Origin of the sequence: Conexibacter stalactiti (genome assembly GCF_033542075.1) — a bacterium.
GTDB lineage: Bacteria > Actinomycetota > Thermoleophilia > Solirubrobacterales > Solirubrobacteraceae > Conexibacter > Conexibacter stalactiti.
In genome coordinates this window covers 1-1,794 of the sequence record NZ_JAWSTH010000217.1, presented here as the reverse complement: position 1 = coordinate 1,794, position 1,794 = coordinate 1, and the positions used below count along the sequence as shown (strand labels likewise).

At 77.1% G+C, this 1,794-nt stretch carries 1 protein-coding gene and 1 pseudogene; both read right to left on the bottom strand.

Annotated elements, in window-relative coordinates:
* A pseudogene (locus tag R7226_RS31390) lies at positions 1-404 on the bottom strand (glycine-rich protein); the annotation flags it as partial.
* Positions 405-516: 112 nt separating this feature from the next.
* Positions 517-1,794 (bottom strand): aldehyde dehydrogenase family protein (locus tag R7226_RS31385; RefSeq protein WP_318601503.1); only part of this gene is annotated, 1,278 nt, incomplete at its 5' end.

Sequence of the window (1,794 nt, the reverse complement as noted above, 5' to 3'; positions counted from 1 at the left end):
CCGCCTGCGAGGAGCAGGCTCGCGCCGGTGTTGCTGAGGATCGTCGTGCCGTCGCCGCCGGCGCCGGCGCCGGCTCTGGCCGCGCCGCCGCCGTTGAAGCCGCCGGCGCCGGTGAGGGCGCCCTCGCCGCCGACGCGGATCGTCAGCGTCTCGCCGGGGGTCACGGGCAGCGTCGCGCGGACCTCGGCGCCAAGGCCGCCGGCGCCGCCGGGCGCGCCGGCGGCGCCGGCCGCGCCGCGGAGCGTGAAGGTCGCTTCGGTGACGCCGGTCGGCACCTCCCACGTCCGCGCGCCGCCGGTGTAGGTGAACGGCAACTGGATTGGTGCGGCGCCTGCGGGCGCGGCGAATGCCGCGCTGCCGGCGGCGATCGCCGCCAGCGCTGCGACGGATTGACGGATGCGCATCGAACAACTCCCCGGGGAGGTGACAGGGTCACGGGTCGCCTTCGACGGTCGCGCGACGCGCTCCTGTCGGTGGGCGCGATCGTGCAGCAGCGGGGCGCGGACGCCGTCGCGATCAGATCGAGAGCCCGTGCCGGACGGTGTTCTCGGTCACGACGAGCGGCTCGACGAACTGGAGCAGGTAGTCGGGGCCGCCGGCCTTCGTGCCGGTGCCGGAGAGGCGGTTGCCGCCGAACGGCTGGCGCGCGACCATCGCGCCGGTCGTGCCGCGGTTGACGTAGAGGTTGCCGACCGGCGTGCGCGCGACGACGCGCGCGATCGTGCGCGGATCGCGCGTGAAGAGGCCGCCGGTGAGCGCGTACGGCAGCTCGTCGACGCGATCGCAGGCCTGCTCGACGCTCGCGACCGGCTCGACCGTCAGGACCGGCCCGAAGACCTCCTCGCACGTGATCGCGGTGCCGGCCGGCGGCCCGACGACGAGCGCCGGGGCGGCGAAGAAGCCCGCCTGTGGGACCGGCCCGCCGCGCTGCACGCGCGCGCCCTCGGCCGCGGCACGCGCGACCGCGCGCTCGACGCGCTCCTGCGCGCTCGCCTCGATCAGCGGCGGCACGTCGGTCGCGAACTCCTGCGCCTGGCCGACCGACAGCGTCTCCAGCGCGCCGGCCAGCCGCGCGGCGAGCGGCGCGGCGATCCGCTCGTGCACGAGCAGGCGCGCGGCGGCCGAGCACTTCTGGCCGGCGAAGCCGAAGGCCGAGCGCAGCAGCTGCGGGACGACCTCGTCGAGGTCGGCGTCGGCATCGGCGATCACGCAGTTCTTGCCTCCCATCTCGATCACCGTCCGCTTCAGATGGCGCTGGCCGGGCGCGACCTCGGCCGCGCGGCGGACGATCTCCAGGCCGACCGCGCCGGAGCCGGTGAACGCGATCGTGTGCACGCCGGGGTGCGCGACCAGCGCCGCGCCGACCTCGCCCGCGCCCGGCAGCAGCGCGAGCACGCCGGCCGGCAGCCCGGCGCGCTCCAACGCCTGCACGACGGCGAAGGCGCAGGCCGGCGACTGCTCGGCCGGCTTGAGGCAGGCGGCGTTGCCGGTCGCCAGCGCCGCGGCGGTCATGCCGGTCGCGATCGCGAACGGGAAGTTCCACGGCGCGATCACCGCGACGACGCCGCGGGCGCGGTAGTGCAGCGCGTTGCGCTCGCCGGCGAGCTGCTGCAGCGGCCGCCCGCGCTCCAGCGCGACCGCCTCGCGGCCGTAGTACTCGAGGAAGTCGATCGCCTCGCAGAGGTCGGCGTCGGCCTCCGCCCACGGCTTCGCGCACTCGCGCACGGCAAGCGCGGCCAGCTCGTGGCGGCGGCCGCGCAGCTCGCCGGCGGCGCGCGCCAGCAGCGCGGCCCG